Annotated in this window: 24 protein-coding genes; 9 read left to right on the plus strand and 15 right to left on the minus strand. The window is 62.7% G+C overall.

Features of this window, described 5'->3' with window-relative positions; translation table 11 throughout:
* Positions 1-8: 8 nt before the first annotated feature.
* The 11 genes from paaE to paaF all read right to left on the minus strand — a co-directional run bounded on the left by paaE (position 9) and on the right by paaF (position 10213).
* Positions 9-1085, minus strand: a complete 1077-nt coding sequence (paaE, locus tag NQL71_RS03015) for a 1,2-phenylacetyl-CoA epoxidase subunit PaaE (RefSeq protein WP_166619314.1) — start codon at positions 1083-1085, stop codon at positions 9-11.
* Between the two features lie 34 nt (positions 1086-1119).
* Positions 1120-1653: a 1,2-phenylacetyl-CoA epoxidase subunit PaaD gene (gene paaD / locus NQL71_RS03020; protein ID WP_274642255.1), complete on the minus strand. Its 534-nt coding sequence runs from the start codon at positions 1651-1653 to the stop codon at positions 1120-1122.
* Entirely contained in the window at positions 1640-2401 is a 762-nt protein-coding gene (paaC, locus tag NQL71_RS03025) for a 1,2-phenylacetyl-CoA epoxidase subunit PaaC (RefSeq protein WP_046817849.1), read from the minus strand. The genes paaD and paaC overlap by 14 nt, the downstream gene beginning before the upstream one ends.
* Before the next feature lie 8 nt (positions 2402-2409).
* On the minus strand, positions 2410-2691 hold the full coding sequence (gene paaB, locus NQL71_RS03030; RefSeq protein WP_020795551.1) for a 1,2-phenylacetyl-CoA epoxidase subunit PaaB: 282 nt from the start codon (positions 2689-2691) through the stop codon (positions 2410-2412).
* A 28-nt stretch (positions 2692-2719) separates the two neighbouring features.
* On the minus strand, positions 2720-3709 hold the full coding sequence (gene paaA / locus NQL71_RS03035; RefSeq protein WP_077186275.1) for a 1,2-phenylacetyl-CoA epoxidase subunit PaaA: 990 nt from the start codon (positions 3707-3709) through the stop codon (positions 2720-2722).
* Positions 3710-4017: 308 nt separating this feature from the next.
* The gene (paaK, locus tag NQL71_RS03040) at positions 4018-5343 is read right to left on the minus strand and encodes a phenylacetate--CoA ligase PaaK (RefSeq protein WP_046817904.1); all 1326 of its coding nucleotides are present in this window, start codon (positions 5341-5343) and stop codon (positions 4018-4020) included.
* Between the two features lie 99 nt (positions 5344-5442).
* Positions 5443-6654: a 3-oxoadipyl-CoA thiolase gene (pcaF, locus tag NQL71_RS03045; protein ID WP_077186276.1), complete on the minus strand. Its 1212-nt coding sequence runs from the start codon at positions 6652-6654 to the stop codon at positions 5443-5445.
* A complete protein-coding gene (gene paaI, locus NQL71_RS03050; protein WP_274642256.1) occupies positions 6647-7096 on the minus strand; it encodes a hydroxyphenylacetyl-CoA thioesterase PaaI in 450 nt (149 codons plus the stop codon). The genes pcaF and paaI overlap by 8 nt, the downstream gene beginning before the upstream one ends.
* On the minus strand, positions 7089-8606 hold the full coding sequence (gene paaH, locus NQL71_RS03055; RefSeq protein WP_046817853.1) for a 3-hydroxyacyl-CoA dehydrogenase PaaH: 1518 nt from the start codon (positions 8604-8606) through the stop codon (positions 7089-7091). The genes paaI and paaH overlap by 8 nt, the downstream gene beginning before the upstream one ends.
* A 3-nt stretch (positions 8607-8609) precedes the next feature.
* Complete coding sequence (gene paaG / locus NQL71_RS03060; RefSeq protein WP_274642257.1) at positions 8610-9401, minus strand: 2-(1,2-epoxy-1,2-dihydrophenyl)acetyl-CoA isomerase PaaG; 792 nt, start codon at positions 9399-9401, stop codon at positions 8610-8612.
* A gap of 38 nt (positions 9402-9439) precedes the next feature.
* Positions 9440-10213, minus strand: a complete 774-nt coding sequence (gene paaF, locus NQL71_RS03065) for a 2,3-dehydroadipyl-CoA hydratase PaaF (protein ID WP_046817855.1) — start codon at positions 10211-10213, stop codon at positions 9440-9442.
* 348 nt (positions 10214-10561) lie between these two features.
* Between paaF and paaY the strand changes: the two genes are divergently transcribed.
* The 3 genes from paaY (at position 10562) to feaR (ending at position 13248) form a co-directional block, all read left to right on the plus strand.
* Positions 10562-11158 (plus strand): phenylacetic acid degradation protein PaaY, encoded by a 597-nt coding sequence (paaY, locus tag NQL71_RS03070; RefSeq protein WP_077186279.1) that lies wholly within the window; start codon positions 10562-10564, stop codon positions 11156-11158.
* A gap of 166 nt (positions 11159-11324) precedes the next feature.
* The gene (paaX, locus tag NQL71_RS03075) at positions 11325-12248 is read left to right on the plus strand and encodes a phenylacetic acid degradation operon negative regulatory protein PaaX (RefSeq protein WP_274075470.1); all 924 of its coding nucleotides are present in this window, start codon (positions 11325-11327) and stop codon (positions 12246-12248) included.
* 85 nt (positions 12249-12333) lie between these two features.
* A complete protein-coding gene (feaR, locus tag NQL71_RS03080) occupies positions 12334-13248 on the plus strand; it encodes a transcriptional regulator FeaR (protein ID WP_046817858.1) in 915 nt (304 codons plus the stop codon).
* A gap of 94 nt (positions 13249-13342) precedes the next feature.
* On the opposite strand, the gene tynA is transcribed toward feaR, so the two are convergent.
* From tynA to NQL71_RS03095, 3 genes are all read right to left on the minus strand, one after another.
* Entirely contained in the window at positions 13343-15631 is a 2289-nt protein-coding gene (gene tynA / locus NQL71_RS03085) for a primary-amine oxidase (protein WP_077186282.1), read from the minus strand.
* 144 nt (positions 15632-15775) lie between these two features.
* A complete protein-coding gene (locus tag NQL71_RS03090; RefSeq protein ID WP_046817860.1) occupies positions 15776-16444 on the minus strand; it encodes a DUF3313 domain-containing protein in 669 nt (222 codons plus the stop codon).
* Positions 16444-16758 (minus strand): hypothetical protein, encoded by a 315-nt coding sequence (locus tag NQL71_RS03095; protein WP_166619318.1) that lies wholly within the window; start codon positions 16756-16758, stop codon positions 16444-16446. Before NQL71_RS03095 ends, NQL71_RS03090 begins: the two co-directional genes overlap by 1 nt.
* A gap of 164 nt (positions 16759-16922) precedes the next feature.
* Here NQL71_RS03095 and NQL71_RS03100 point away from each other — a divergent pair, with 164 nt between their 5' ends.
* The 5 genes from NQL71_RS03100 (at position 16923) to NQL71_RS03120 (ending at position 23155) form a co-directional block, all read left to right on the plus strand.
* Entirely contained in the window at positions 16923-17630 is a 708-nt protein-coding gene (locus NQL71_RS03100) for a response regulator (protein ID WP_248687939.1), read from the plus strand.
* Positions 17631-17638: 8 nt separating this feature from the next.
* Positions 17639-19006, plus strand: a complete 1368-nt coding sequence (locus NQL71_RS03105) for an ATP-binding protein (protein ID WP_425520675.1) — start codon at positions 17639-17641, stop codon at positions 19004-19006.
* A 96-nt stretch (positions 19007-19102) separates the two neighbouring features.
* Positions 19103-19603, plus strand: a complete 501-nt coding sequence (locus NQL71_RS03110) for a sigma-70 family RNA polymerase sigma factor (protein WP_274642258.1) — start codon at positions 19103-19105, stop codon at positions 19601-19603.
* A 40-nt stretch (positions 19604-19643) separates the two neighbouring features.
* Positions 19644-20627, plus strand: coding sequence for a FecR family protein (locus tag NQL71_RS03115; RefSeq protein WP_274642259.1), 984 nt, complete (start codon positions 19644-19646; stop codon positions 20625-20627).
* Between the two features lie 98 nt (positions 20628-20725).
* Positions 20726-23155, plus strand: coding sequence for a TonB-dependent siderophore receptor (locus NQL71_RS03120; protein ID WP_274642260.1), 2430 nt, complete (start codon positions 20726-20728; stop codon positions 23153-23155).
* Between the two features lie 84 nt (positions 23156-23239).
* Here the strand turns inward: NQL71_RS03120 and NQL71_RS03125 are convergent, their stop codons facing one another.
* On the minus strand, positions 23240-24391 hold the full coding sequence (locus NQL71_RS03125; protein WP_077185530.1) for an MFS transporter: 1152 nt from the start codon (positions 24389-24391) through the stop codon (positions 23240-23242).
* Between the two features lie 170 nt (positions 24392-24561).
* Here NQL71_RS03125 and NQL71_RS03130 point away from each other — a divergent pair, with 170 nt between their 5' ends.
* Positions 24562-25554 carry a diaminopimelate epimerase gene (locus tag NQL71_RS03130; protein WP_274642261.1) on the plus strand — a complete coding sequence of 331 codons (993 nt, stop codon included), beginning with the start codon at positions 24562-24564 and terminating at the stop codon, positions 25552-25554.
* Positions 25555-25624: the final 70 nt, after the last annotated feature.

The raw sequence follows: 25624 nt of genomic DNA on the forward strand, positions 1-25624 counted from the left end.
GTTGCTCTTTAGAGCTGGTCGAAATCCAGAACGACCTTGTCGCTGATCGGGAAGGCCTGGCACGACAGCACATAGCCCGCGGCCACCTCGTAGTCTTCCAGGGCGTGGTTGCTGTCCATTTCCACTTCGCCTTCGATGACCTTGCACTTGCAGGTCGAGCACACGCCGGCCTTGCACGAGTAGGGCAGTTCGGCGCCCTGGGCGTTGCCGGCGTCGAGGATGCTCTGGCTGTTGCGCGGCAGGTCGAAGGCCAAGGCACGGCCGTCGCTGATCACGGTGATCTGGCTGACCGCCGCATCCACCTGGCGCGCCGCCTCGCGGGCTTCACGTTTCTGCTGGCTGCCGGCGGCGGCGAACAGTTCGAAATGGATGCGCCCAGGTTGCATGCCCTTGGCCTTGAGGCTGTCGCGCACGGTCTCGGTCATTTCCTGGGGGCCGCAGATGAAGGCGGCGTCGAGGGCCTTGACGTCGAGCCAGCGGCTGAAAAGCTGCTCGCATTTCTCGGCGTTGATCCGGCCGTTGTACAGGTCGACGTCCTGCTGCTCGCGGCTGAACACGAAGATCAGGTTCAAGCGCTGCAGGTAGCGGTTTTTCAGGTCTTCAAGCTGTTCGCGGAACAGTGCGCCGGAGCTGGAGCGGTTGCCGTACAGCAGGGTGACGCGGCTATGGGGCTCGGTTTGCAGGGTGGTCTTGATGATCGACAGGATCGGCGTGATGCCGCTGCCGGCCGCGACGGCCAGGTAGTTACCGTGGCGAGCGGGGTCGAGTTCCACGCTGAAATGCCCGGCGGGCGGCATCACTTCCAGGCTGTGTCCGGCCTTGAGCTGTTCGTTGGCAAAGGCGGAAAAACGCCCGCCGGCCACACGCTTGATGGCGACCCGCAGTTCACCGTCGTTGACCCCGGTGCAGATCGAATAGGAGCGGCGCACTTCTTCGCCGTCCAGTTGGGTGCGCATCACCAGGTGTTGGCCCTGGGTGTAATGAAAGCTGTCTTGCAGGTGCTGCGGAATCTCGAAGGCGATGGACACCGCGTCACGGGTCTCGGTGCGCACGTCCTTGATGGTCAGGCTATGAAACTTGGTCATTATTGTTCTCCAGCTGGGTCGGCCGATTCGCCGCTCAGATGCACTTGAAATAGTCGAACGGTTCTCGGCAATCGACGCAGCGATACAGCGCCTTGCACGCGGTTGAACCGAATTCGCTGAGCACCTCGGTGTCGGCGCTGCCGCATTGCGGGCAGACGACCCGCGGGCTCTCACCGAGCAGGCTGCGTTTGCTGGTACTGCCTTCGGGCGGTGCGATGCCGTAGGCGCGCAGGCGTTCGCGGCCGCTGGCGCTGATCCAGTCGGTGGTCCAGGCCGGAGTCAATTTGCGCTCCAGTTGCGGCGCCTTGAATCCGCCGAGTTCCAGGGCCTGGCGGATATCGCCCTCGATCACTTCGGTGGCCGGGCAGCCGGAGTAGGTCGGCGTGACCACCACGTGCAAGTGACCCGCCTGCCAGTCCAGGTCGCGGACGATGCCGAGGTCGACCACGCTGACCACCGGCACTTCCGGGTCCATGACTTCGGACAGGATCGCCCACGCGGCGGCCAGGTCGGACGGTTGAGCCGGCCGGGCGCCGAGGTCGCTGGCGATCAGCTCACCAGGTTGCATCGGGGTACGCTCGGGGCAGGAACTGCATTTCGGCCAGCAGGATGCCCAGGTGTTCGCTGTGCAGGCCCTTGCGCGCATTCAGGTAGAAATAGCTCGGCGCGGACGGCACGGGCAGGGTGGCGCTGGTGAAGATCTGGTTGACCTTGGCCTGCCACTGCGCGGCGACGCTGGCGATGCCCGGGGTGATGCCGGCTTCGCACAGGCGTTGTTCGCTGTCATCGGCAGCGATCAGTTCCACGGTGAAGCGCCAGACTTCGGGGATGGCCGCGAGCATGCGCTGGTGGCTTTCCTCGGTGCCGTCACCCATGCGCTCGATCCATTCGCCGGAGCGGCGCAGGTGGTAGGTGACTTCCTTCACCGCCTTGGCAGCGATCCCGGCAATGCGTTCGTCGCTGGACTGGCTCAGGCCCTGCAGCACCGGCAGATGCCAGGCGTCATAGAGGAACTGCTTGAGCATGGTCACCGCGAAGTCGCCGTTGGGTTGTTCCACCAGCAACAGGTTGCGATAAGCGCGCTCGTCACGACGGAACGCCAGGTGATCGGCATCGCGGCCGTCGTCCAGCAGTTCGGCGGCGTAGTCCAGCCAGTTGCGCGCCTGGCCCACCAGGTCGAGGCCGACGTTCATCAGCGCCAGCTCTTCTTCCAGGGCCGGCGCCTTGCCGCACCACTGGCACAGGCGCTGGCCCTGGATCAGGGCGCTGTCACCGAGGCGCAGCAGGTATTCGATCAGATCAGTCTTGTTGTTCATGGTCGACCTCACATGTGCCCGACTTCGGCCGGCAGCTCGTAGAAGCTGGCATGGCGGTAGACCTTGTCGTCCGACGGATCGAACAGCGGGTCTTTTTCATCCGGGGAGGAGGCGGTGATCAGCTTTGAGGGCACCACCCACAGGCTTACGCCTTCGCTGCGACGGGTATAGAGCTCGCGAGCGTTCTCGATAGCCATGGTGGTGTCGGCGGCATGCACGCTGCCGACGTGTTTGTGGTTGAGGCCGTGCTTGCTGCGCACGAAGACTTCGAAGAGGGTCCATTCGGACATGGCGGTGTCTCCAGATCAGGTGGCCGAATCAGGCGGCGTTCTTGTTTTGTTTTTTGCGGGCGTGGGCGACGGCGGCTTCACGAACCCAGGCACCGTCTTCAATCGCCTTGCGGCGGGTGGCGACGCGCTCGGTGTTGCACGGGCCGTTGCCCTTGAGCACTTCGTAGAATTCGCTCCACTGGATTTCGCCGAAGTCGTAGTGGCCGCGTTCGGCGTTCCACGCAAGGTCCGGGTCGGGGCAGGTGCAGCCCAGCAGTTCCAGCTGCGGGATGGTCTGGTCGATGAAGCGCTGGCGCAGTTCGTCATTGCTCTGGCGCTTGATTTTCCAGGCCATGGATTGCGCGCTGTTCGGTGAGTGTTCGTCACTCGGGCCGAACATCATCAGCGACGGCCACCACAGGCGGTTGATCGCATCCTGGACCATGTCTTTTTGCGCCTGGGTACCGTGACGCATCATGGTCAGGAGGATTTCGTAGCCCTGGCGCTGGTGGAAGCTCTCTTCCTTGCAGATGCGCACCATGGCCCGGGAGTAGGGGCCATAGGAGGTGCGCTGCAGCACCACCTGGTTGACGATCGCCGCGCCATCCACCAGCCAGCCCACGGCGCCCATGTCGGCCCAGTTCAGCGTCGGGTAGTTGAAGATGCTCGAGTACTTGGCCTTGCCGCTATGCAGCTTTGCGATTTCTTCATCACGGTCGGCGCCCAGGGTTTCCATGGCGCTGTACAGGTACAGGCCGTGCCCGGCTTCGTCCTGGATCTTGGCCATCAACTGCAGTTTGCGTTTGAGCGTTGGCGCGCGGGTAACCCAGTTGCCTTCCGGGAGCATGCCGACGATTTCCGAGTGGGCGTGCTGGGAGATCTGCCGGATCAGGGTCTGGCGGTAGGCATCTGGCATCCAGTTCTTCGCTTCGATCTTGATTTCTGAATCGATTTTCTCCTGGAAGGCGCGTTCCTCATCGGACATCTCCGAGAGGTCTTTGATGCGCTTGACGCCTGTTTCTACGAGCTGTGCGTACATGGGGGGTCTCCCGCCGTGATTCTGTTGAAGGCATGGAGAACTTTATAAGCGATACAGAAATTTATATCAAACAGAAAATGACGTGTCGTATTTAATTTTGTATCGCTTTTGGGTTGAGCGGTCCTTCATGAAGCACCGTTCCCCTGTAGGAGCTGGCTTGCCAGCGAAAGCGGTGGGTCAGTCGGCAAATGAATCGACTGGACGGATGCCTTCGCTGGCAAGCCAGCTCCTACAGAGAGGGGGTGTCTGTTTTCATGAAAAAAGCCAAAAAAAGCCCCGCAAAAGCGGGGCCATAAGGGGTGCAGCAGTCATGCTTTAGGGCGTTTGTCCATGACGTGGCAAGCCTTGCCCTCGGAACGCTTGATCGAATGGAACGGCTGCAAGACGATCCGCGAACTGATGCCGATATACGTCTTGATGTGCTTGCTCAGCTCCCCACAAACCGCCTTCTGCTGTTCATCGCTCAGGTGCTGATGCTCTGCCTTCAACTCGACATGTACATCCACGCTGTCCAGGTTGCCATTGCGATACAGATGGATCTCGTAGCACTCGGCAAGTTGTTTGACTTTCAGCACCTGCTCCTCGATCTGCGTCGGGAACACGTTGACCCCGCGGATGATCAGCATGTCATCGCTGCGCCCGGTGATCTTGTCGATACGCCGCATCGGCCGCGCAGTGCCTGGCAGCAGGCGCGTCAGGTCGCGGGTGCGGTAGCGGATCATCGGCAGGGCTTCTTTGCTCAGGGAGGTGAACACCAGTTCGCCCATTTGCCCGTCCGGCAGCACTTCGCCAGTGATCGGGTCGATGATTTCCGGGTAGAAGTGGTCTTCCCAGATCGTCGGGCCGTCCTTGGTTTCGGCGCATTCCATTGCTACGCCCGGGCCCATGATTTCCGAGAGGCCGTAGATGTCCAGGGCGGTGATGCCCATGCGCGCCTCGATGGCGCTGCGCAGTTCGGCGGTCCATGGCTCGGCGCCGAAGATGCCCAGGCGCAGGGCCAGCTTGTGCGGGTCGATGCCCTGGCGCTCGATTTCGTCGGCGATATTGAGCATGTAGGACGGCGTGACCATGATGATGTCCGGCTGGAAATCCTTGATCAACTGCACTTGTTTTTCGGTCTGGCCGCCGGACATCGGGATCACCGTGCAACCCAGGCGTTCGGCGCCGTAGTGCGCGCCGAGGCCGCCGGTGAACAGGCCGTAGCCGTAGGAGATGTGCACCTTGTCGCCACGTCGGCCACCCGCCGCGCGGATCGAGCGCGCCACCACGTTGGCCCAGGTGTCGATGTCGTTCTGGGTGTAGCCGACCACGGTCGGTTTGCCGGTGGTGCCGCTGGACGCGTGCAGGCGCACCACGTCATGCATCGGCACGGCAAACATGCCGTAGGGGTAGTTGTCGCGCAGGTCGGACTTGGTGGTGAAGGGGAATTTCGCCAGGTCGTCGAGGGACTTGATGTCGTCCGGGTGCACGCCCAGCGCATCGAAGCGCTGACGGTACAGCGGCACATTGTTGTAGGCGTGGTTCAGGCTCCAGCGCAGGCGTTCCAGCTGATGCTGGCGCAGCTCGTCGATGCTGGCGGTTTCCAGCGGGTCCAGCACGGGATCCAGCACGGCTTGGGCAATTGGCATGTTCATGTGTTCACTCGAATTGTTTTTGTGTTCCAGCCCCTGCATGCAGGGGCTTTGAGTGCATGCCCCAAGGATACCTCTCGGCTCCCCGGGAATCGCGATTCTTTAGTGGGGTAGACGCTCGATGATCAGCGCGATCCCCTGGCCGACACCGATGCACATGGTGCACAGGGCGTAGCGGCCATTGCGTTCCTCTAGTTCATGCAGGGCGGTGGTGACCAGGCGTGCGCCGCTCATGCCCAACGGATGGCCCAGGGCGATGGCGCCGCCGTTGGGGTTGACCCGTGGGTCGGTGTCGCTCAAGCCCAGTTCGCGCAATACCGCCAGGCCCTGGGCGGCAAAGGCTTCGTTGAGCTCGATGATGTCCATGTCCGCCAGGCTCAGGTTGGCCACTTCCAACACCTTGCGCGTGGCCGGTACCGGGCCGATGCCCATGATGCGTGGCTCGACACCGGCGGTGGCCATCGCCACGACCCGGCCACGGGCGGTCAGGCCGTGGCGTTTGGCGGCTTCCGGGCTGGCCAGCAGCAGCGCGCAGGCGCCGTCGTTGACCCCCGAGGCGTTGCCGGCGGTGACGCTGCCGCCTTCGCGGAACGGCGTGCCCAGTTTGGCCAGTTGCTCAAGGGTGGTGTCGCCGCGCGGATGCTCGTCGTGCTCGACCACTTTGGCCGGGCCTTTGCGCTGGGGGATTTGCACCGCGACGATTTCCCTGGCCAGCCGCCCATTGGCCTGGGCGGCAGCAGCGCGCTGCTGGCTGCGCAGGGCGAAAGCGTCCTGGTCGGCCCGGGAGATGTTGAACTGTTCGGCGACGTTCTCCGCCGTTTCCGGCATGGAGTCGATGCCGTAGGTTTTTTTCATCAGCGGATTGACGAAGCGCCAGCCGATGGTGGTGTCGAAAATCTCGGCAGCTCGAGAAAATGCCTGTTCGGCCTTGCCCATCACCATTGGTGCGCGGGACATCGATTCGACGCCACCGACCAGCATCAACCCGGTTTCGCCACTGCGAATCGCCCGGGCGGCAGTGCCGATGGCGTCCAGTCCGGAACCGCACAGGCGATTGAGGGTGGTGCCCGGTACGCTGACCGGCAACCCAGCCAGCAGTGCCGACATGCGTGCGACGTTGCGGTTGTCTTCGCCGGCCTGGTTGGCGCAGCCGTAGATCACATCATCGACAGTGCTCCAGTCGACTTGCGGGTGACGGCGCAGCAGCTCGCGCAACGGCACCGCACCGAGGTCGTCGGCGCGCACGCTGCTCAGGACTCCGGCGTAGCGACCGATCGGCGTACGAACCGCGTCGATGATCAGGGCGTCATTCATTGGGGGGCTCCTGCGCCAGCACCGAGCCGCGCACTTTGTAGGATTTGCCGTGGAACAGGGCGATCAACTGGCCCTGCTGGTTTTCGATGCGTACGTCGTAGTTGCCGGTGCGCCCGGAGCGGCTCTGCTCGATGCAATCGGCAGTCAGCGTGTCGCCCAGGCGTGCCGGGGCGATGTAGTCGATGCTGCAGCCGATGGCGACTGTGGCTTCGTTGTAGCTGTTGCAGGCAAAGGCGAATGCTGAATCTGCAAGGGCAAACAGAAAGCCGCCGTGGCAGGTGCCGTGGCCCTGCACCATGTCGGCACGCACGGTCATGCCCACACGGGCGCAACCGGGGGCCGCGGACAGCAGGCGTATGCCCATCGCCTGGCTGGCGGCGTCGCGCTGGAGCAGCGTTTGTGCACAGTTGACGGCCAGGTTCATCGCTTCATGGTTAGTCATGGAATATTCTCCCTTCGGCGACGCGTCGGCGCAGCAGCAGCGACGGCCGGTAGCGTTCTTCGCCATAGGTGGCTTGCAGGTTTTCCAGCACGGTCAGGATCTGCTTGAGCCCTATGGCGTCGGCCCAGGCCAACGGGCCTTGGGGGTAGTTGACCCCGGCGCGCATGGCCAGATCGATGTCGGCCGCCGAGGCCACGCCTTGCAGCAGGGCATCGGCCGCTTCGTTGGCCAGCATCGCCACGGTGCGCAGGACGGCGAGGGCAGGGCTGTCGCTGAGCAGGCTGACCTTGAGGCCGGCGCGTTGCAGCAGGGCGATACCTTGTTCCAAGGCCAGGGGATCAATGCCCGCCGCGTAACTGATGGCGATGCGTTGGGCCTGGGTGTAATCGAGGGTCAGGTCCAGCAGGATCAGGTTGCGCAGGCCGTCTTCCCTGGCGCGCTGACACGCCATGCGCCCGTCGCTCAAGGCCAGCACTGCGTCACCAACCCGCAACAAGCCGCGGCCATCGCGCTGGATGACGTCGAGGCCTTGCTCGCGCAGACGAACCAGCAAACCTCGGGCGATGCCCAGGTCGCCTTCGGCAATGCACACCTGGACATTCGCATCGCTGCCGATCTCGGCGGCTGGCGGACGCTCGGCCCCTTGGGCATAGCTGTAGAAACCTTGGCCGCTTTTGCGCCCCAGGCGCCCGCCGTCCACCAGCTCTTTCTGGATCAGTGAAGGCAGGAAGCGCGTGTCCTGGTAATAAGCGTCGAACACCGAGCAGGTCACGGCATAGTTGACGTCATGGCCGATCAGGTCGGTCAGCTCGAACGCACCCATGGCAAAGCCGCCCGCCTCGCGCATCAGCGCGTCCAGCGTCGCGCAATCCGCGGCGCCTTCCTGGAGCATGCGCAGGCTCTCGGCATAGAAAGGCCGGGCCACGCGGTTGACGATGAAACCCGGGGTGGAGCGGGTGTGCACCGGTTTTTTCCCCCAGGCTTTGGCGGTGTCGTACAGGCACTCGGCCAAGGCCGGATCGCTGGCCAGGCCGCAGACCACTTCCACCAGCGGCATGACCGGCGCCGGGTTGAAGAAGTGCAGGCCGAGCAGGCGTTGTGGGTGATCGAGCTGCGCGGCGATGCGGGTGATCGACAGCGACGAGGTATTGCTGGCGAGGATGCAGTGCTCGCCGCAGATCTCTTCCAGTTGGCGGAACAGTGCGCGCTTGACCTCGAGGTTTTCGACGATGGCTTCGATGATCAGCGCGCAATCGGCCAGGGCTTCGATCGCTTCCACGGCGTGCAGGCGGGCAATCGTCGCACTGCGCGATTCGGCGGACAGCTTGCCGTTCTCGACCCGTTTGCCCAGTTGCCGGTCGATGCCGGCAATGGCCTGGGCGGCCGCGCCGGGACGATTGTCCAGCAGAAGCACCGGATGCCCGGCCTGCGCTGCGACCTGGGCAATGCCGGCGCCCATGGCGCCGGCGCCGATCACGGCGATGCGTGCAGAAGTGTTCAGTGCGCTCATGACTCAGCGTCCCTTGAAGCTTGGGTTGCGTTTTTCCATGAAGGCGCCGACGCCCTCGCGATAGTCGTCGCTGCGCCCGGCCAGGCGTTGCAGGTCACGCTCCAGTTCCAGCTGTTCATCAAAACTGTTGCTCATGCTGGCGTTCAGGCTGCGCTTGATCAGCGCCAGGCCGTAGGTCGGCTGGGTGGCCAGGTGTTGCGCCAGTTTCAGGGCTTCAGCGCGCAGTTCGGCGTCTTCCACGCAGCGATAGATCAAGCCCCATTGCTCGGCCTGTTCGGCCGTCAGGCGATTGCCGAGCAGGATCAGGGCCTTGGCGCGGGCCATACCGACCAGGCGCGGCAGGGTCCAGGTGCCGCCGGAGTCAGGGATCAGGCCGATCTTGCAGAATGCCTGGATGAAGCTGGCCGAACGCGCTGCCAGCACCAGGTCGCAGGCCAGCGGAATGTTCGCGCCGGCACCGGCGGCCACGCCATTGACCGCGCAGATCACCGGCATCGGCAGGTCGCGCAACTGGCGGATCAGCGGGTTGTAGAACTTTTCGATGGACTCGCCCAGGTCCGGCACGGCGCTGCCCGGCGCGACATTGCGGTCGCTCAGATCCTGGCCGGCGCAGAAACCACGACCTTCGCCGGTCAGCAGCAGCACGCGCACGTCGGGGTTCTGCCGCACTTGCTTGAGCGCTTCCTTCACTTCGCCATGCATCTGGGTGTTGAAGCTGTTGAGCTGGTCCGGGCGATTGAGGCTGAGCAGGGCGACGCCGGCCTCGATGGAAAACAGGATGTGTTCGAAGTTCATGGTCTTGGCGCTCTCTTGGCGGATCTCGAATTCAGTGATTACTGGCCGGTGAAGGTCGGCGTGCGTTTTTCCTGGAAGGCGGCGATGCCCTCGTCGCGATCGCGGGTGCCGGCCAGCACGGTGAAGGCGTGACGCTCGAAACGCAGGCCGCTGGCCAGGTCGGTGTCCATGGCCTTGAGCAGCGCTTCCTTGGCCAGGCGTACCGCCAGCGGTGCCTTGGCGGCGATGTTGCGAGCGATCTGCAGGGCGCGATCGACGGTGAATTCCGGCTGGGTGACTTCGCTGACCAGGCCGGCGCGCTGGGCCTGGCGGGCGTCGATCGGCTCGCCGGTCAGGACCATCTGCATGGCCATGGATTTGCCGACGGCGCGCAGCAGGCGTTGGGTGCCACCCGCGCCGGGCATGATCCCGAGATTGATTTCCGGCTGGCCGAAGCGGGCGTCTTCACCGGCCACGATGATGTCGGCGTGCATCGCCAGTTCGCAGCCACCGCCAAGGGCGAAGCCGTTGACAGCGGCGATCAATGGTTTGTTGAAGCGAGTAATGGCCTGCCATGAGGCCTGGCGCGGGTCGTCAAGGATGCCGACCAGGTCGCGCTCGGCCATTTCCTTGATGTCGGCACCGGCGGCGAAGGCTTTGCGACTGCCGGTCAGGACCACGGCACGGGTCTCGGGGTCGGCTTGGGCAACGCTCAACTCGTCAGCCAGTTCGCCGAGAAGCTGGGTATTGAGGGCGTTCAGCGCTTGCGGGCGCTGCAGGGTAATCAGGCGAACACCAGGCTCGATGAATTCGACGGCAAGGGTTTGAGGCATGGCGGATGCCCTCACGGAGCGCTCGGCGGTGATGCCGGCTTGTTATTGGATCGGCTGCAAGGGGCCGGTTTTGCCGGAGTATACCTACAACGTGATACGCAAATGCAATAACAAAATCGATTTAATGTGTCTTATTTTTGTGCGGTCAGCTGTGATCCTGTAATGCCGTATCGTCGTGTGTGGTGGGTTTATCCCCTATTTCATTGGGTTTTATGGCGGTTTTTACAGCGCGGCGCAGGTCGTCGGAAAACCCTCATTCAAGTGATACGCTTTTTTGTCTTTGTGAATGTAAAAGCGATATGATACAAAACAAGTCAATATCTGCATCGCTTTGTGAAGGAAGCTGCCATGACCTGCTACAGCCTTGATGGCCTGACCCCGGTGGTTGACCCGAGTGCCTATGTGCATCCGTCCGCCGTGTTGATCGGCGACGTGATCATCGGCCCCCACTGTTATGTAGGGCCGCTGGCCAGCCTGCGCGGTGATTTCGGGCGGATCGTGCTGGAGGAGGGCGCCAACATTCAGGACACCTGCGTGATGCACGGCTTCCCCGACAGCGACACGGTGGTGGAGCGCAACGGTCACATCGGCCACGGCGCGGTGTTGCACGGTTGTCGGATCGGCGCCGACGCGCTGGTGGGCATGAATGCGGTGGTGATGGACAACGCGCGCATCGGACCAAGGTCCTTCGTGTCGGCGGCGGCCTTCGTCAAGGCCGGTTTCGAATGCCCCGAGCAGTCTCTGGTGATGGGCGCGCCGGCCAGCGTCAAGCGCACCCTCAGCGATCAGGAAGTGGCGTGGAAACAAGCGGGCACCCGCGAGTATCAGCAACTGGCCAGGCGGTGCCTGGAGCAGATGCAGGTGTGTGAACCGTTGGCAGAGCCGGAGCCGGGTCGGCCGCGGATCAGTGACAGTGGGTTGCGGCCCAAGGGCAGCGGCCAGTGAATGCAAAACTTCCCTGTGGGAGCGAGCCTGCTCGCGAAAGCGGCGGGTTAGTCACCACAGATGTTGGATGTCAGACCGATTCGCGAGCAGGCTCGCTCCCACAAGGGGTTGGGATTAACCCCATGGCTTTCGGTATATTCCTTTTCTTTTTTTGCTCGGTACGCCCATGTCGTCCCTGACACCCTTGAACCATCTGATTACCCGCTTTCAAGAGCAGACGCCGATCCGCGCCAGTTCCCTGATCATCACCCTCTACGGTGATGCCATCGAACCCCACGGCGGGACTGTCTGGTTGGGCAGCCTGATCCAGTTGCTCGAACCGATCGGCATCAACGAGCGGCTGATCCGCACCTCGATTTTCCGCCTGACCAAGGAAGGCTGGCTGACCGCCGAGAAGGTCGGCCGGCGCAGTTATTACAGCCTGACCGGCACCGGCCGCCGACGTTTCGACAAGGCGTTCAAGCGGGTCTACAGCACCACGATGCCGGCTTGGGATGGCTCCTGGTGCCTGGTGATGCTGTCGCAGCTGACCCAGGACAAGCGCAAACAAGTGCGCGAAGAGCTGGAATGGCAAGGTTTTGGTGCGATTTCGCCGGTGGTGCTGGCCTGTCCGCGCAGCGACCGCACCGACGTCAACGCGACGCTGCTCGACCTCGGCGCGCAGGAAGAAACCATCGTCTTCGAAACCACCGCCCAGGACGTGCTCGCCTCCAAGGCCCTGCGCCTGCAGGTGCGCGAGAGCTGGAACATCGAAGAGCTGGCGACCCATTACAGCGAGTTCATCCAGCTGTTCCGGCCGCTCTGGCAAGCGCTTCGCGAGCAGGAAAACCTGCAGCCGTCCGACTGCTTCCTGGCGCGGATCCTGCTTATTCACGAATACCGCAAGCTGCTGCTGCGTGACCCGCAACTACCAGACGAGTTGCTGCCCGGTGATTGGGAAGGTCGTGCGGCCCGGCAGTTGTGCCGCAACATTTACCGTTTGATCTACGCCAAGGCCGAGGAATGGCTGAACAGCGCACTGGAAACTGCCGACGGCCCGTTGCCGGATGTGGGCGAGAGTTTTTATCGACGCTTTGGCGGGTTGAAATAACCCGTCGACGGTCAGGGAGAGTCGCTGTTCAGGAGAACCTGCTAATTGACGTAGACAATAAAAATAAGCCTGCGTGAGGCCTGACATGATTTCAACAACCGCACAGCGCCAGGATGGGTTCGATCAGTGGATCCATCAGATCAACCAGATCTGTGGCGCCTTCAACGCACAGCCCCTGGGCAGCGACTTTGCTGGCCAGATCCGTGAATACCGCAGCGATGCCCTCAAGCTCAGCTTCGTTGACGCCTGCCAGGCACGGCTGTACCGCACGCCGCAGGAAGTGGCGGCGGGCGAGGGTGGCAAGTACTTTGCGGTGTTCCAGCTCGATGGCACCGCGGGCATGGCCCAGGGCGACGACAGGGTTTTATTGTCCGCCGGGGATATCACCTTGATCGATGCTGCGCGGCCCAGCGATTTCACTTACAGCGAAAACTCCCGACAGTTGTCGCTGATCCTGCCGTCTCAACTGGTCGAGCAGACCCTGCGCTTCAACCAGGTCAAGTGCGGCCATCGGATTGCCGCGTCGTCGCCGATCGCCATGCTCTCGCATCGTCTGATTCTCGACGCCACCCGCCAACAGCACCTGACCCGGCAGGAAAGCGAAGCGACCCTGGAGGCGATCGTCAGTCTGTTGCGTCCGGCCATCAGCCAGACCGACGATTGCACGGATCCGCACGAGCGTACCTTCCGCAAGACCCTGAGCTTCATCGACCAGCACATCCGCTGCGAAGAGTTGTGCCCGGAATGGCTGGCGCGGGAAGTCGGCATGTCGACCCGCGGCCTGTACCGCATGTTCGCCAAGAAGGGTTTGGTGGTGGCGCGCTACATCAAGAACCGCCGGCTGGACCTGTGCGCCGAGTCCCTGCGTCAATCGCGCAAGGAAGAGAAATTGTCGGTGCTGGGGTATTCCTGGGGGTTTTCCGATTCGAGCTACTTTTCCACGGCGTTCAAATCACGCTTCGGCATTGCGCCGGGGGAGTATCGCAAGCAATACGCTTGATCGCATTTTGTAGGAGCCCGGCTTGCCAGCGAAGGCGTACTTACGGACGCCTTCGCCGGCAAGCCGGGCTCCTACAATTTTGCGTTCCAGCCCGTTATTTCGGGGCGTTGAGGTTCAGCGTCGGGGTTTCATCGAAGAAGTTCCACGGCTTGAGCAACACATGCACCCATTCGGTCGGCATGATCGGCCATTCTTCGGCCCGGGCGATGTGGGTGGTGCCGGTGGTCAGCCAGACCACGTCGTCGGTGTTCTCGATCGAATGGTTATCCTGGGTGAATTGCCCCAGTCCCGAGTCTTTGGCCGAGCGGTTCGGGTACTTGCCTTCCGGGTATTTTTCCTGCGGATTGTATTGCGTCACCCACAGCTGTTTATCCATGAAGCTCAGGCGGTGGTACAGCCATTCATCGTTGCCGAAGTTGGCGCCCTTGGCCACCGGGTGCGTGCCACCGGCATAGGGAATCAACTGGTAGGACACCGGGTTGCCGACCTTGTTTTCCTTGCTGAAGTTGGTCAGCAGGCGCACGGTCGACGGGTCGAATTTCTGCGCCGCCTGCTGTTCGGTGCTGACCACGCGGGTTTCGGTCTGCATGGTGCTCGTGCGCGGGCCGCCACGGTCGTTCGGCAGCACCACCGGGTTCACTTCCACCAGGGAGTTTTGCTCGCCGTCCACGTCCATATCGAGACGGAAGTTGTAGATGTGCTGGTGCGTGGTACCGACGATGTTGTGGTCCAGCAGGGTGCCGTAGCGCGTGTCTTCCTTGGCAGTGTCTTCGTGCATGGTCCTGGACTTGACGCCCTTGACCGCTTCGATGCCGGTGGCGCCGGCGTCGATGCCGAGGGTGCCGTTCTGCTGGAAGACCCAGTCGAAGATGTAGTCATAGTTGCCGACGGTGCTGATCCAGCGCACCACCAGTTCTCGTCGCTCGGTGCTGAGGTTGGGCTGGCCCATTTCCTGGTGTTTGTATTCCGGCCCGGCATAGCGCTCGAACACCGCCATGGCCCGCGGGATCGCGGTCGGTGCGCCGGTGTAGTCGGCGATGGTAGCGTCCAGCAGCACGGCGTTTTCAGGGGCGTCCTTGCCGCGCGCGATTGGCGAGGTCAGGGTACCCATGCCGTAGTCACCGGAATCGAGGTAGGCCTTGAAGTACCAGCCGACATCCGGGTCGCCGTAGGGCACGATCATGCCGCCCAGGGAGCCTTCGTACATGATCTTGCGTTTCTTGCCCTTGTCGTCATAGGTGACCGTGGACAGGATAGGGCCGACCCGCGAATCGAGGCGAACGTGGAAATCCCAGTTCTGCCAGTGAATGCTGTTGCCGGTGATGGTGTAGTTCTTGCCCTCGGGTTCGATGATTTCCAGCGGCTTGACCGCCACGCCCTTGCGCCCGCGGCCGTCGTAGGGCGTGGGTTTCATCGGCACCGGGATCAGCGCTTCGTCTTCGATCTTGATGAGCTTTTTCTGCTCCAGATCGACAATCGCCACCAGGCCCTCGATCGGGTGCGCCCAATAGTTGCCGTCGTCGACATTGAGGTAGCTGACGATCTTCAGCAGGCGCTTGTCCTGGGCCAGCCCGTCCTTGCCGTCGAAATAACCGACGGTCAGCGGCGTCGCCACGACCTTCTTTACATCGTTGATGCCGCGCTTGGCCAAGGCCTGGGCGTATTCGGGACTGGTCTCGACTGCGGTCTGCACCGTGGCGAAATCATCCAGCAACACCATGCCGTGGGCGCCTTCGATCGGCTTCCAGGCGTTGAGCGTCTTGCTGTCGAGATCCACCAGCGCTTCGATTACATGTTTGCCATCCAGCACCACGATATTGGCCTGGCGCGACTGGGTGACGTTTTGCCCGGTGAAGACGAAGTTCCACACCTGATCCTTCGGCGGTTCCTTGACCGATACCTCGGTGAAGCGAAAACCTGGCTTGTAGTGTTCCGATTGCTTGATGATGTCCACGGCCGTGGTGATTTCAGCCGCGCTCAGGGGGTTGAGCGGGCTGGGGCGGGTCTCGACGACGAAGGTCGTGTCCAGGCCGGACTGGAAGACCTGGTTGATGAAGTCCCTGGACATGTACGCCGTCTTGCCCTTGAACACCACAGGCACCGTCAGCTCCAAGCGCTTGCCGTTGAGCATGGCCACTTTGCTGTCGGGCTTGACCTTGAGGTAGACACCGTCCTTGGCAATGGTGAACAGGTTCGAGTAGTCGTCCCACTTGACGCTGGCACCAAACTCCTCAAGGCCCGCTTGCAACGGCACCATTTCGGCCTTGCCGCCATGGGCCTGGGCGTTGCCCATGGACAACGGCAGGCCGAGGACGCTCAGGGAGATGGCCAGGGCGAGCCGGGCAAGCGGTGATCTTTTGGGCGATGCTTTGGCGCTGGACATGGGTGCATTCCTGGAGAAAAGCCGGTGACTGGCATTCTTGCACTTTGCTACAGCCAGTCGATGCCTGCATTGGGATTCCTGCCAGATTGCTTTGACTGTGTGCCAAACCTGTAGGAGCCGGCTCCTACAGTAATAGAAGCGTCCTTATTTGCGCATCGCTACATACGAATTGCGCAGGTCATTGGCCCAGCCATCAAGCACGCCCTTGACGTTGGCCGTGGTGATGACCTGCTTGTCGTTTTCCAGGGGTATTCCCGTGCCCTTGCGAACGACTGTGGCGACCAGGGTCCTGGTGCCGCCATCGAGAAAGGCGACCTCGGTGGCGATTTCGCTGTCCTGGTCACGGATTCCGGTGGCGGTACTGACGCCTGCGGCAACCAGGGTGATCGGTAGCCATTCGTAAAAGCGCAGGCCCTGGGTGCTGGCGGTCACTCGAGTGATTGCCGGCCGCACGATCAGGGTTTTGGGACCCGGAGTGTTGACCACGGTCAAGACTTTGCCCAGCTCATGCTTGAGCACCGCATCGTAATACCGGGTGGTGTCGCCAAGGGTGGTCTGTGGCAGGCGCTCGCTCGGCACGGGCTGCGGGTAATACCGGCTCGGTTCGAAGTAAACCTGGGTGTAACGGTCGAGCTCAAGCTTGGGGTTTACCCAGCTCAGCACCGGTTGTCCCGAGGGGGACTGGTGTTCGGTCAAGGCGCTGTAGTCGTTCAAAAAGCCTGAATAGTTGTCCGGAGCGACGGTTTTGCTGCTGCACGCCGAGAGGGCGATGGTTGCTAAGGCCACTAGCGGTAGAGAGAAGTACTTTCTCATCAAGGAGTTCCTGGGTGGGTGGTGGAGCCTGGCGAGTCTTCCGAGCATTCGATACGCAGATCGCCGTTGGCCATGATCCACTGGGTGAACTCGGCAATCGGAACGCGGTGGATGTATTCCACCCAAGTGCCGGTAGTAGGGCTGTAGCGCTCGAAATACCGGCGCAGCACGACATGGGTCCGATCGTCGGTCAGTCCCAGGCACGCCTGCTGGAATAGAATCGGCTCGTCCTGCCCTGGCGCGCTGGTGCGCTGGTTGAGGATCACCGTATGAGCGCTATCGGTTGTCTCGGTCGCGTAGTTCGAGCCCTGCATGGAAGACCTCATGAATTGGAATGCGCGCAGGGTGCAGCAGGGCGGTAACGACCGTATGTCCGGTTGATGTCAGGCGGGTAGAAATGTTGCTGGATTGAAATATATGACCCTGGCCCCGGAATGGTTTTAGATACGCTCTTTTTTTGACCGTGGATCCTTTGAACGTGAGCAGACTGCTGATCGTCGACGACGATGTGGAAATCCTCTCCCTGCTGAAGCAGTTCTTTGTCCAGCATGCCTACGAGGTCGACCTGGCCACCCACGGCGGGGCCATGTGGGCGATGATCGAAAAAAACCGCCCCGACATCATCATCCTTGACCTGATGCTGCCCGGCGAAGGTGGCCTGAGCCTGTGCCAGAAATTGCGCGCGCAGACCGACATCGCGATCGTCATGCTGACCGCGATGGGTGAACTGAGCGACCGCATCATCGGCCTGGAACTGGGCGCCGACGATTACCTGACCAAACCTTTCGACCCCCGCGAGTTGCTCGCCCGATTGCGCGCGGTGCAGCGCCGCGCCGGCGAAAAAAGCCCGGGGCGGGAGCCGACGCGGCCGATCATCACCTTCGCCGATTGGCACCTGGATATCACCTGCCGTGAATTGCGCTCGCCCGAGGGCGTGATGATTCCGTTGTCCGCTGGCGAGTTCGATCTGCTGCGGGTGTTCCTCGAGCATCCGCAGCGCATTCTGACCCGGGAACAGCTGATCGACCTGGCTCGCGGCCAGGGCCACGAGGCCTTTGACCGCAGCATCGATGTGCAGGTCAGTCGTCTGCGCCGCAAGATCGAGCCAGACAGCAAGCGCCCGGATCTCATTCGCACGGTGCGTAACGGCGGGTATATGTTCTGCGCCAGGGTGACCCGCTCGTGATCCGGCGCATGATTCGTCGCATCGTCGCGCGAATGGTCCCGCGCGATACCCTCAGGTCGCGGATTGCGCTGACCATCGTCGCCGCCATGCTCGCTTCGCTGGCCCTCAATGGCCTGTTCGTGCAACTGGCGGGCACCTGGGGCCGTCCGCCGATCGACCGCACCGGCCTCCTGGAGCAGATCGCCGCGAATGTCCGGGTGATCGAGGCAGCGCCTGTTCCATTGCGCTCATCATTGGCTGGCGCAGCGAGCCATCCGCTGCTTGAAGTGACCTGGCACGAACGGCGGGCCGACTTCCATCTGCCCTCGGGCGGTACGCAGGTAGGGACTGAACATTCGCCGCTGCACGAGTTGCTCGGTGATGTGCCCCGTGACATCCAGGTCTTCAACCCCGGCGACTGGCCGCACGACAGCCCCCAGGCGCATTACGTGGCGCTGGTTCAGCTACGCGACGGCAGCTGGCTGTCGTTCACGCCCCCGGAACGCAGCTGGGGGCTCGACGCCAATGTACGGATCCCGATCATCATCGCCCTCGGGCTGGTGGCAACCCTGCTGGTCGCCTGGATTGCCACGCGGCAACTGGCCAGCCCGCTGCAACGTTTTGCCAGCGCTGCACGGCGCTTCGGTGATGACCTGCGCGCACCGCCGATAAAGATTGAAGGCCCGCATGAGATACGCCAGGCGATCATTGCCTTCAACACCATGCAGGCGCAGATCCGCCACTTTCTCAGCGAGCGTACGCAGATGCTCGCGGCCATCTCCCACGACCTGCGCGCGCCCCTGACACGGATGCGCCTGCGCAGCGAATTCATGGAAGACCTTGAACAACAGCGCAAAATGGTCCGCGACATCGAGGAAATGCAGACGATGATCAACGCGGCGCTGGGTTTTTTCCGTGATGAAAGCCACGGCGAGCACAACACGGCATTCGACCTTTCGGAATTGCTGCAAACGATCGTCGACGATTTTCGCGACCAGGACATCGTCGTCGACTTCAGCGGTCCTGCCCACCTGGTGTACGACGGCCGTCCGCTGGGGATCAAGCGAGTGATCGTCAACCTGCTGGAAAACGCTGTGAAGTATGGCCAGAAACCGGGCATCGAACTGATGAGTGACGGGCGTATGGTTTGCATCGAAGTCAGTGACCAGGGCCCCGGCATACCCGAGTCCGCCCTCGAGCGAGTATTCGATCCCTTCTACCGACTGGAGACTTCGCGCAATCGCGATACTGGTGGCGTGGGCCTGGGACTGTCCGCTGCGCGGGCAATCGTCCGCGAGCAGGGGGGTGAGCTGACGCTGCGCAATCGCAGCGGCGCGGGACTGGTGGCGCGTGTGGAACTGCCGGGATCTCGCGGTGCCAAGGCTGGCGGGCGGTAGACGGTAATCGACCGTTCGGCCGTGCGGACGCAAATCGTTGCCTTAGGTTAATAGGAAGCATTACTATTCACGCTCTCGCACCCACAGCACACCGCAATGACCCCCAAGCTGCCCCGCAGACACGGCTTTCTCGAGCATTACGAAGAGTTGGTTGGCACCTGGACCCGTCGCCTGAGAAACCGTCAGCAGGCCGAGGACCTGGCCCACGATACCTTCGTGCGGGTGCTCGAGTCGGATTCGGCCGCGGTGCAGCAACCCCGGGCCTACCTGCACCAGACGGCGCGCAACATCGCGGTGGACGGTTATCGGCGCGAGGATCGGCGAGGCGCCCAGGAGTCGGGGGCGATCGATGTCAGTGTGTCATCATCCGGCGACCCGGAGCATTTCATGCAGGCGATCCAGTTGGCGGAGTCCATCGAGCGGGCGCTCACCGAGCTGCCGCTCAACTGCCGCAAGGTGTTTGTCTGGCAGAAAATCGAAGGCCTGACCCAGGCTGAAATCGCCGAACGCCTGGGACTGTCAAAGAACATGGTGGAAAAGTATATGATCCGCACGCTGCGGCATCTGCGCGACCGCCTGGATGGACTGTATCCATGAAGTGCAGCGTGTTCCCATCCCCGGACAAACAGGAACTTCCATGATGGATACCCGTGATTGTGCGTGCGGGCAAACAGCGGTTCGCGATGAAGCGGCGCAGTGGTTTGTGCGTTTGCAGGAGCCCGCGGTCGATGTCGAGGTGTATCGCCGATTCGACAGCTGGCTGAACCAGCACCCTCAACACCGCAACGAATTCGAATGGCTCCAGGGCCTGTGGACAGCGGCCGACCTGGTGCCGGCGGCGCGTTTGCAGGCGTTGTGCGAGCCAGCGCCGAGTCGCACCAGGCAACGCCCGCTGGTGCGCTACGCGGTGGCCGCCAGTGTGGTGGCGATGGCCGTCGGCCTGGGGCTGCTCAGTGTCTTGCAGCCACCGGCGCCCTACACGGCCGAGTTTTCCACGGCACTGGGCGAGCGTCGCCTGGTGGCCTTGCCCGATGGTTCGACGGTCGATCTGGACAGTCGCAGCCGCATCCAGGTGCGCTTTGAAAAGGATCGTCGCGCCATTGAGCTGAGCGAAGGCGAGGCGCTGTTCAGCGTCGAACACGACAGCAGCCGGCCTTTTGTGGTGGAGGCGGGGAGCGGCAAGGTCACCGTCACCGGCACTCGCTTCGATGTGCGCCGGGGCAGCATCGACACCCGGGTGGTGGTAGAGCAGGGCACGGTCAAGGTGCAGGGACGCGACGCCGCCGACGACGAGTTCATCAGCCTGACCGCCGGCCTGGGCAGTCATGTCGATGCCGCGGGCAAGGTCGCTGCGGCCTACGCGGTCAATCCCGCCGAACTGACGGCCTGGCGCAGCGGCAAGCTGGTATTCAACGACGCCAGCCTGGCCGATGTGGCCGAGCAAGTCTCGCGCTATCGGGAGAAGCCGCTCAAGGTCGGCAATGCCGCCGTGGGCAATCTGCGCCTGACCAGCGTGTTCAAGTCCGACAACACCGACGCCTTGCTCAAGGCCTTGCCGAGCATCCTTCCGGTGGCGGTGCGCACCCTCGATGACGGCAGCCAGGAAATAATTTCAAAATAAAATTCAGGTTTTTTTCGAGTTCATCGTCTTCCTGTTCAACTGCAACTGGTTTGCATTAACAAGCGCACACTCTTGCGATCTTCAGGATTACGTTCGACGTGAAAAAGACCACCGCTAAAAACAACAAGTCCACCTGGTTGCCGCTGGCCCTCGCACTGGCGGTCAACCTGGCGCTGCCCCAGGCCTTTGCTGCCGACGCTATCCGTATCCCGGCGCAACCCCTGGGTCAGGCCCTGAGCCAGCTGGGCCAGCAGACCTCGCTGCAGGTTTTTTTCAGCCCTGAGCTGGTGGCCGGCAAACAGGCCCCGGCGGTGGAAGGCAATATCGCGCCGGAAGAAGCGCTGCGCCAGTTACTGCAAGGAAGTGGCCTGCAATACCAGATCGACGAAGGCTCGGTGACGTTGCTGCCAGCCCCGGCCCCGGCTGCTGCGGCAAACGGCCCGCTGGAGCTTGGCGTGACGGACATCAAGGTGGTGGGCGACTGGCTTGGCGATGCCGATGCCGCGGTGGTGCAGAACCACCCCGGCGCCCGTACCGTGATTCGTCGCGAGGCCATGGTCGAGCAGGGTGCGATGAACGTCGGCGACGTCTTGAAGCGCGTGCCGGGTGTGCAGGTGCAGGAAGCCAACGGTACCGGTGGCAGTGATATTTCGCTGAACGTCGGCGTTCGCGGGCTGACCTCGCGCCTGTCACCACGCTCCACCGTGTTGATCGATGGCGTGCCGGCGGCCTTCGCCCCTTATGGCCAGCCGCAGTTGTCCATGGCGCCGATTTCCTCCGGCAACCTCGACAGCATCGACGTGGTGCGCGGCGCCGGCTCCGTGCGTTATGGGCCACAGAACGTCGGCGGGGTGATCAACTTCGTGACGCGGGCGATCCCGGAAACAGCCTCGGCGGAAATCGGCAGCACCCTGGAAACCTCCCAGCACGGTGGCTGGAAGCACATCGATACGCTGTTCGCCGGCGGCACCGCCGACAACGGCCTGGGCGTGGCACTGTTGTATTCCGCGGTGAACGGCAACGGTTACCGCAAGAGCAACAATGGCAATGACATCGACGACGTGATCTTCAAGACTCACTGGGCGCCGACCGATGTGGATGATTTCAGCCTCAACTTCCATTATTACGATGCCAGCGCCGACATGCCCGGCGGCCTGACCCAGGCGCAGTATGACGCCGATCCGTTCCAGTCCGACCGCGACCACGACAACTTCAGCGGTCGGCGCAAGGACGTGTCGTTCAAGTGGGTCCGGCAACTCGACGACCGCACCCAGGCCGAAGTGCTGACCTACTACACCGACAGTTTTCGTGGCAGCAACATCGCCGCCCGCGATCAGAAAACCCTCGGCTCGTTCCCGCGCACCTACTACACCTTTGGCATCGAACCACGGGTCTCCCATGTGTTCGATGTCGGCCCGAGCACCCAGGAAGTCAGCGTCGGTTACCGCTACCTGAAAGAAGCCATGCACGAAGAAGCCAGCCGCCTGGCGCTGGTCAACAACGAGCCGGTGGTGCGGCCGGGTTCGGACGGCCACGTCTATCAGGACCGTACGGGTGGCACTGAAGCCAACTCGGTGTACATCGACGACAAGATCGACGTCGGCAACTGGACCGTCACCCCGGGTATCCGTTTCGAACACATCAGCACCGATTGGCATGACCGCCCTGTGCTCGACACCGCCGGCCGGCCGGTGCCGGAGAAGCGCCGCAGTATCGAGAGCAATGAGCCGCTGCCGGCCCTGAGCGTGATGTATCACCTCTCCGATGCCTGGAAACTGTTCGCCAACTACGAGACCTCGTTCGGCAGCCTGCAGTACTTCCAGCTGGGCCAGGGCGGGACGGGTGACGAAACCGCCAATGGCCTGGAGCCGGAAAAAGCCAAGACCTACGAACTCGGTACTCGCTACAACGACGAGGTGTGGGGCGGTGAAGTGACGCTGTTCTACATTGACTTCGATAAAGAGCTGCAATACATCAGTAACGATGCGGGCTGGACCAACCTCGGCGCCACCACGCACAGGGGGATCGAGGCGTCGGTGCACTACGACATGGCGGCACTGGACCCGCGCCTTGCCGGCCTGACCGCGAACGCCGGCTACACCTATACCCGCGCTGTCTATGAAGGCGAGATTCCGGACTTCAAGGGCCGGGACCTGCCGTTCTACTCGCGCCAGGTGGCGACCGTCGGCCTGCGCTACGACATCAATCGCTGGACCTACAACCTGGATGCCTTTGCCCAGTCAAAACAACGCTCGCCGGGCGTGGCGGTGAACGCCGACGGCAGCTTCAGCAACAACTACATCACCGAAGGCACGGCGGATGGGCAGTACGGCGACATTCCGGGCTACGTCACCTGGAACGCGCGCGCGGGCTACGATTTCGGTCCGCAGGTGTCGAACCTGAAGCTCGGGGCCGGGGTGAAAAACATCTTCGACAAGCAGTACTTCACCCGCTCCAGCGACAACAACGCGGGCATGTACGTCGGCACGCCGCGAACGTTCTTTGTGCAGGCCAGCGTCGGGTTCTGACAGACCGAGGTGCCTGCATTCGCTGGCAAGCCATCTCCTACAAGGTTGGCGCAAACCTGCAGGAGTGGCTTGCCAGCGAAGCTTTTAAACCTTCAATACCCTCCCGCCAATCGCCACCGCCAGCAGCAACAACGCCATCAACCCGAAGGCAAAACTCAAACTGGCGGCATGGGCGACAAATCCGATCAGCGCAGGCCCCGCCAGTATCCCCGCGTATCCCAGGGTGGTAATGGCCGGTACGGCAATGCTTTCCGGCATGACGGTTTGCTTGCCCACCGCGGTGTACAGTACCGGCACGATGTTCGAACAGCCGGCGCCCAGCAACGCATAGCCCGCCAACGCCGCTTCCCAGCTGGGGGCGAACGTGGCCAGGCACAGTCCGGCCGCCGCCGTCACCCCGCCGAAGACGATCACCCGCGTGGCGCCCAGGCGACGCACGATGGAATCACCGGTCAAGCGACCCACCGTCATGGTCAGGGCAAAGGCCGCGTAGCCCAATCCCGCATAAGCCTTGTCGATGCCTCGTTCCTGCGTCAGGAATACCGCGCTCCAGTCCAGGGCGGCACCTTCGGCGAGGAACACGATGAAACACATCCCGCCGATAAACAGCACGATGCCGTGGGGAACGGCGAACGCCGGTCCAGAGCGTTCGCTGCCATAGGGCAGCATGTGCGGTGCAGCCTTGAGCAGTGCAACCAGCAGCAACACATTGACCAGCAGCATCGCGCCCAACGGCGCAAGTCCCAGGCCGAGCAGCGCACTGACGCCCGCCGCACCGACAATGCCGCCCAGACTGAACAGGCCGTGAAACCCCGACATCATGTTTTTGCCACTGGCCCGTTCGACGATCACTGCTTGCAGGTTCACCGTCGAATCCACGGTACCCAGGCCCGCGCCGAACATGAACAAGGCGCCAATCAAGGCCGGAATCGACGATACCGTGGCCAAAAGCGGCAGCGCCGCACAGATCAGCAGGGTGCCGCCGGTCGCCACCTTGCGGCAACCGAAGCGTGAGGCCAGGATGCCGGCCACGGGCATGGCCAGTATCGAGCCGACGCCCAGGCACAGCAGGAGCAAACCCAAGGTGCCTTCATCCAGCCCGGCCCGCGCCTTCGCATACGGCACCAGCGGTGCCCAGGCGGCGATGCCGAAACCGGCGATGAAAAAGGCGATGCGCGTGGACATCTGTTCCAGGCGCCCTGGCACGAATGAGGTCCGGGTGTTGAGGTTGGTCATATCAGTCCTTGGCTAAAAACGTCGCGTCTGCAAGGGACAATGATCCTGCCCCGAGGGTTCGTTCAGCGGACGTGGCGTCCTGCACGCCCACAGGCTGACATCCTTGCACAGCCAGTGCGTGTTTCGCGATATGTTGTGCCGAAGGCAAAGTATCCAGCAGGGAGGGCGCCATGGCGCGGATGTACGATGCACGGGGCAATATCTACGGGGTGGTGGCGCCAGAGGCGCTGCGCCAGATGGGCATCGACGTGCCCGATCAGGCCGGCCACGCCGCGCAAACCCGCAAGGCTTGGGCGCTGGCGGCCATCGAGGCGTGCTGTGCATGGGCGCCGGGCACGCAACCGCCGGGCAGTAAGGATCATCGCAGTGACGGTTTGCTGGTCGGACCCTTTCAGTCATCGCCACCCTTTGATCTGTTGATCGTCAACACAGACGGCACCCTGGCCGAGCGCAGCGGCAACGGGCTGACGATTTTTTCCCAGGCATTGAGCGACCAGGGGCTTTTCCCCGGCGACGAAGCCTGTGTACTCAGGGTGCATCACGACAAATCCGATACGCCTTCACCGGGGCAGACAGCCGTGAAAGCTGCGCAAGTGGAAGGCGTGCAGGGTTTCTGGCTCGACCTCGGCCAGCCTGGCTTCGGGCCGTCGGCGGTCAGTGCCGGTGGCGTTGAAACAGTCCGGTTGAATGGCCGTGAACTCAGCCATGTGCGGCAATTGTCGGCGCTCAATGGCGCCTGGTCGCGCAGTCAGTTCGCGCGGGTCGGCAATCCCCACTGCGTGACGCTGGTGGACAGCGCCGAGGCCTTGCCGAGCAATGAGCAGATGCGCGAGCCAGCGTTGGGCGAAGGGCTGACGCGTATTGCTTTCGCCATGCCCATTGGGGGCGGGAAGCCTTGTGCGGCGGGGATCAATTTGCAATGGGCGATGCACGAAACCGGGCAGCGAGTCGTCGCGCGGGTGTTTGAGCGCGGCGAAGGGCCGACGGCGTCTTCCGGCACTAGCGCCACGGCGGTGGCTTGCGCGGCTTGGCGGGTAGGATGGGTCGAGGCCGGCGAGGTGAAGGTGACGATGCCCGGTGGTACGGCGCCGATTTTGCTGGAAGAGGAGCAGGGGGAGTTGCGTCGGGTGAGCCTGTTTGGTACGGCTCGATTGATCGGTTGAATTTCAAATTGCCTTCGCAGGCAAGCCTGCTCCTACAATGGTTTTTTGTCGTTCACAAAACCTGTAGGAG

The sequence above is a fragment of the Pseudomonas serbica genome, from assembly GCF_028823535.1.
Taxonomy (GTDB): domain Bacteria; phylum Pseudomonadota; class Gammaproteobacteria; order Pseudomonadales; family Pseudomonadaceae; genus Aquipseudomonas; species Aquipseudomonas serbica.

Bases quoted from the DNA above. Each gene is read 5' to 3' on its own strand.
- paaE (WP_166619314.1), bottom strand. From the start codon at position 1,085: ATGACCAAGTTTCATAGCCTGACCATCAAGGACGTGCGCACCGAGACC.
- paaD (WP_274642255.1), bottom strand. From the start codon at position 1,653: ATGCAACCTGGTGAGCTGATCGCCAGCGACCTCGGCGCCCGGCCGGCT.
- paaC (WP_046817849.1), bottom strand. From the start codon at position 2,401: ATGAACAACAAGACTGATCTGATCGAATACCTGCTGCGCCTCGGTGAC.
- paaB (WP_020795551.1), bottom strand. From the start codon at position 2,691: ATGTCCGAATGGACCCTCTTCGAAGTCTTCGTGCGCAGCAAGCACGGC.
- paaA (WP_077186275.1), bottom strand. From the start codon at position 3,709: ATGTACGCACAGCTCGTAGAAACAGGCGTCAAGCGCATCAAAGACCTC.
- paaK (WP_046817904.1), bottom strand. From the start codon at position 5,343: ATGAACATGCCAATTGCCCAAGCCGTGCTGGATCCCGTGCTGGACCCG.
- pcaF (WP_077186276.1), bottom strand. From the start codon at position 6,654: ATGAATGACGCCCTGATCATCGACGCGGTTCGTACGCCGATCGGTCGC.
- paaI (WP_274642256.1), bottom strand. From the start codon at position 7,096: ATGACTAACCATGAAGCGATGAACCTGGCCGTCAACTGTGCACAAACG.
- paaH (WP_046817853.1), bottom strand. From the start codon at position 8,606: ATGAGCGCACTGAACACTTCTGCACGCATCGCCGTGATCGGCGCCGGC.
- paaG (WP_274642257.1), bottom strand. From the start codon at position 9,401: ATGAACTTCGAACACATCCTGTTTTCCATCGAGGCCGGCGTCGCCCTG.
- paaF (WP_046817855.1), bottom strand. From the start codon at position 10,213: ATGCCTCAAACCCTTGCCGTCGAATTCATCGAGCCTGGTGTTCGCCTG.
- paaY (WP_077186279.1), top strand. From the start codon at position 10,562: ATGACCTGCTACAGCCTTGATGGCCTGACCCCGGTGGTTGACCCGAGT.
- paaX (WP_274075470.1), top strand. From the start codon at position 11,325: ATGTCGTCCCTGACACCCTTGAACCATCTGATTACCCGCTTTCAAGAG.
- feaR (WP_046817858.1), top strand. From the start codon at position 12,334: ATGATTTCAACAACCGCACAGCGCCAGGATGGGTTCGATCAGTGGATC.
- tynA (WP_077186282.1), bottom strand. From the start codon at position 15,631: ATGTCCAGCGCCAAAGCATCGCCCAAAAGATCACCGCTTGCCCGGCTC.
- NQL71_RS03090 (WP_046817860.1), bottom strand. From the start codon at position 16,444: ATGAGAAAGTACTTCTCTCTACCGCTAGTGGCCTTAGCAACCATCGCC.
- NQL71_RS03095 (WP_166619318.1), bottom strand. From the start codon at position 16,758: ATGCAGGGCTCGAACTACGCGACCGAGACAACCGATAGCGCTCATACG.
- NQL71_RS03105 (WP_425520675.1), top strand. From the start codon at position 17,639: ATGATTCGTCGCATCGTCGCGCGAATGGTCCCGCGCGATACCCTCAGG.
- NQL71_RS03110 (WP_274642258.1), top strand. From the start codon at position 19,103: ATGACCCCCAAGCTGCCCCGCAGACACGGCTTTCTCGAGCATTACGAA.
- NQL71_RS03115 (WP_274642259.1), top strand. From the start codon at position 19,644: ATGATGGATACCCGTGATTGTGCGTGCGGGCAAACAGCGGTTCGCGAT.
- NQL71_RS03125 (WP_077185530.1), bottom strand. From the start codon at position 24,391: ATGACCAACCTCAACACCCGGACCTCATTCGTGCCAGGGCGCCTGGAA.
- NQL71_RS03130 (WP_274642261.1), top strand. From the start codon at position 24,562: ATGGCGCGGATGTACGATGCACGGGGCAATATCTACGGGGTGGTGGCG.